The following is a 3,464-nucleotide window of genomic DNA, read 5'->3' as shown; positions in this document are numbered from 1 at the left end:
ATCCTCGGCATCCAGATCGCCCGGCCCGTCGATTTCTTCTGGCTTCTGCTCGTCGTCGTGCTGCTGGCCGGGCTTGTCGCCTGGCGGCTGGAGCGGTCCATCCTTGGCAAGGCCTGGGCAGCGATCCGCGAAGACCAGGATGCCGCGCGCGGCATCGGCATCAACACGACCAACGCCAAGCTTGCCGCCTTCGCCACCTCCGCGACGATCGGTTCGATCGCGGGCGCAATCTTCGCGGCCTCCCAGCGCTTCGTCAGCCCGGAGAGTTTCACGCTTCAGGAATCGGTGCTGATCGTGCTGATGATCGTGATCGGCGGCATCGGCAACATTCTCGGCATCGTCGCCGGTGCGGCAATCCTGATCCTGCTGCCGGAAGTGCTGCGCGAATTCGCCGAATGGCGCATTCTTTTCCTCGGCCTGTTGATGATCTTCCTGATCATCGTACGCCCGGCCGGCATCGTTCCGCGCAGCTTCGGACCAGACAAGCTTATCCGGAGACTGTTCGGCAAATGACCCTGGTTTTCGACAGACTGCGAAAGGAATATGGCCAGGTCGTCGCCATCGATGACGTGACCGCCTCCTTCGCCCCCGGGCTGATCCACGGTGTGATCGGGCCCAACGGCGCCGGTAAGTCGACGCTCATCAACATGACCGCCGGCTCCTACACCGTCTCGGCCGGATCGATAGCGCTCGACGGCAAACGCCTGGACAAGCTCAAGAAATATCAGATCGCCAATTCGGGAGTCGCCCGCACCTATCAGAACATCCGTCTCTTCGACCAGATGACCGCGCTCGAAAACCTCGAGGTCTGCTTCTATCCGAGCGACGTCGGCGGCACATGGAAAGAAGTCGTGTGGCCGCCCTATGCCTCGGCCCGCCGCGACCACCGACGCGAAAAATGCATGGAGATCTTGCGTTTTTTCGATCTGCAAGGCCATGCCGACGCGGAAGCCGGCAGCCTGCCCTATGGCCGCCAGCGCATGCTGGAGATCGCCCGCGCGCTGGTTTGCAATCCGCGCCTGCTGCTGCTTGACGAGCCCGCTGCCGGGCTGAACCATCATGAGACGGCGGATCTGACCGCGAAGCTCGCCGCCCAGCGCTCGCCCGACCGGATCACGATCATCGTCGAGCACGACATGGATCTGGTGATGGCGCTCTGCGACAACATCATTGTCATGCATCACGGAAAGCTGCTTTTTCAGGGAACACCCGCCGAGGTGCAGGCCAGCACCGACGTCCAACTCGCCTATCTGGGAACCGCCAATGACATCGACGACATCCGAGCCGCTGCTCAGGATCGCCGGGCTCAGCTCGGGATACGGACGCGTCGGCGTTCTTGAAGACATAAACGTCGACGTCGATCCGCACGAGATCGTCGTTGTTCTCGGCCCGAACGGCGCCGGCAAGACGACGCTGCTCAACTCCATCTCCGGCGTTGCGCGTCCGACCGCCGGCAGCATCACCTTCGAAGGGCGCGACATCACCGGCCTGCGGCCGGAGCAGGTCGTGCGCCTGGGCATCACCCATTGCCCGGAAGGCCGCCAGATATTCCAACGCCTGACGGTGGAAGAAAACCTAGTCGCCGCCCATGTTGGCCGCGGCGGCAAGAGCTTCGAAGCGCTGCGCGCCGAGGCCTTCGATCTCTTTCCGATGCTGAAGGAGCGGCGCAACGGTATGGCGAGCCGCATGTCCGGCGGCCAGCAACAGATGCTTGCCATTGGCCGGGCGCTGATGGCCGAGCCGAAACTTCTGATGCTCGACGAGCCATCCCTCGGCCTCGCCCCGAAGATCGTTCATCAGATCTTCCGCATCATCCTCGACCTGTCGCGCAACGGCATTTCCATCCTGCTCGTCGAACAGAATGTGCAGCTAGCACTTGAATGCGGCGACTACGCCTATCTGCTGAACACCGGCAAGGTGAAGCTTCACGCCCCCGCACAGGAAATGGCCGAGCATTCCGCCTTGAGCGAGCACTATCTCGGCGGCGCCACCGTGGAAGTTCTTCATGTTTGAAGTCGACTGGAAGACGCCGCATCTGTGGCGCAAGACCGCGGATCTGCGCCAGACGGCGCCGGCACTGCAGGGCGATTTGAAGACGGATGTGCTGGTCGTCGGAGGCGGCTTCACCGGCATGGCAGCTGCACTCGGCGCGCGCGACAGCGGCGTCGATGTCATTATGCTCGAAGGCAACGAGATCGGTTCGGCGGCTTCCGGCCGCAACAACGGCCTTGTCATCTCCCACCATTCCAAGGCATCGCCTTCGGAATTCGAGGCGGCATACGGAAAGACCGTCGGCACCCGCTACAACCGCATGGTCGCCGATGCCGCCGGCGTGGCCTTCGGCCTGATGCAGCGCTTCAACATCGATGCGCATCAGGTGCAGGAAGGCTGGATCCAGCCCGCGCACACCGAGGCGACACTTGCCCGCACGCGCCAGTTCTATGAGGAGTGGAAAGCCTTCGGCGCCAATGTCTCCAGCCTGGACCGTGACGAAGCCACCGCGCGCATCGGCAGTCCCTATCTCGGCGGCTGGATGGTGCACAATTCGGGCCATATCAACCCGTTTGCCATGACCATCGGCCTTGCCGCGGCGCTGGAGCACGAAGGCGCGACCATCCACGAAAACTCCCGCGCAACCCGCATCGAGAAGGTGGAGGGCGGCTGGCGCGTCTTCACCGCGTCGGGAAGCGTCACCGCACCGGAGGTGGTGCTGGCGACCAACGCGCTGACCGGCGACATCTGGCCGGGCCTCAAGAAGACGCTGGTGCCGCTCAAGGTGTTCCAGGCGGCGACCAATCCTCTGCCTGAGGACGTGCGCGCAAAAATCCTTGTCGGCAATCCAGCCGTATCCGACATGCGCAACGACATCCGTTATTTCCACTATGACCGAGACAATCGGCTGGTCAGCGGCGGCACGCATACGTTTTGGTTTGGCGAGGCCGATCGCGGCCGTGCCAAGGTCTCGCGCATGCTGGGCAAGGCCTTTCCCGCGTTTGGCGGCGAACCGGAGATGGTGGAATATTGGCACGGGACATTCGCGGTGGTGCCAGACCGCAGGCCACGCCTTTATCGTCTCGCCCCCGGCCTTGTGTTTGGCGGCGTCTATTCCGGTCGTGGCGTGGCACTCTCCATGTCGCTTGGCCAGGAAATCGGCCGCTGGGCGGCAGGGCGGCGTACGGATGAGCAGATGTCGCTTCCGGTCACCAACATGAAGCCGGTTCCTTTCCACCCGATCGCGGTGCAGGTCGCCAACCGCATGCACGCCTGGAACCGCTTTCAGGATAAAGGCTCCTAAAGCCTCCAGGATTGATCAACAATGGCGCGCTCCGGCGTGCTCCGAGAAGCAGTCCCCCAAACGCAAACGGCCCGCAGAGCGGGCCGTTTGACTATTGGATTTGGTTGCGGGGACAGGATTTGAACCTGTGACCTTCAGGTTATGAGCCTGACGAGCTACCGGGCTGCTC

General features: G+C 63.0%; 3 protein-coding genes and 1 pseudogene. All 4 read left to right on the top strand.

The genetic code is table 11. The features are described 5' to 3' along the window. Nucleotides 1-513 (top strand): annotated as a pseudogene (locus tag EN993_RS33070) (branched-chain amino acid ABC transporter permease); the annotation flags it as partial. Then, a complete protein-coding gene (locus EN993_RS33065) occupies nt 510-1,340 on the top strand; it encodes an ABC transporter ATP-binding protein (RefSeq protein ID WP_109658635.1) in 831 nt (276 codons plus the stop codon). The pseudogene EN993_RS33070 and the gene EN993_RS33065, both read left to right, overlap by 4 nt. Then, nucleotides 1,264-2,013: an ABC transporter ATP-binding protein gene (locus EN993_RS33060; protein WP_127265972.1), complete on the top strand. Its 750-nt coding sequence runs from the start codon at nt 1,264-1,266 to the stop codon at nt 2,011-2,013. The genes EN993_RS33065 and EN993_RS33060 overlap by 77 nt, the downstream gene beginning before the upstream one ends. Continuing rightward, the gene (locus tag EN993_RS33055; RefSeq protein ID WP_127265971.1) at nt 2,006-3,295 is read left to right on the top strand and encodes an FAD-dependent oxidoreductase; all 1,290 of its coding nucleotides are present in this window, start codon (nt 2,006-2,008) and stop codon (nt 3,293-3,295) included. The genes EN993_RS33060 and EN993_RS33055 overlap by 8 nt, the downstream gene beginning before the upstream one ends. The last annotated feature ends 169 nt before the right edge of the window (nt 3,296-3,464 follow it).

This window comes from Mesorhizobium sp. M7D.F.Ca.US.004.01.2.1, assembly GCF_003997785.1.
Lineage (GTDB): Bacteria > Pseudomonadota > Alphaproteobacteria > Rhizobiales > Rhizobiaceae > Mesorhizobium > Mesorhizobium loti.
The sequence above is the reverse complement of the archived record's forward strand: the minus strand, read 5'-3'. Positions and strand labels throughout refer to the sequence as shown.

What these genes read in the sequence shown, in the direction of transcription:
- EN993_RS33065 (WP_109658635.1), top strand. Translation starts at nt 510, where the DNA reads ATGACCCTGGTTTTCGACAGACTGCGAAAGGAATATGGCCAGGTCGTC.
- EN993_RS33060 (WP_127265972.1), top strand. Translation starts at nt 1,264, where the DNA reads ATGACATCGACGACATCCGAGCCGCTGCTCAGGATCGCCGGGCTCAGC.
- EN993_RS33055 (WP_127265971.1), top strand. Translation starts at nt 2,006, where the DNA reads ATGTTTGAAGTCGACTGGAAGACGCCGCATCTGTGGCGCAAGACCGCG.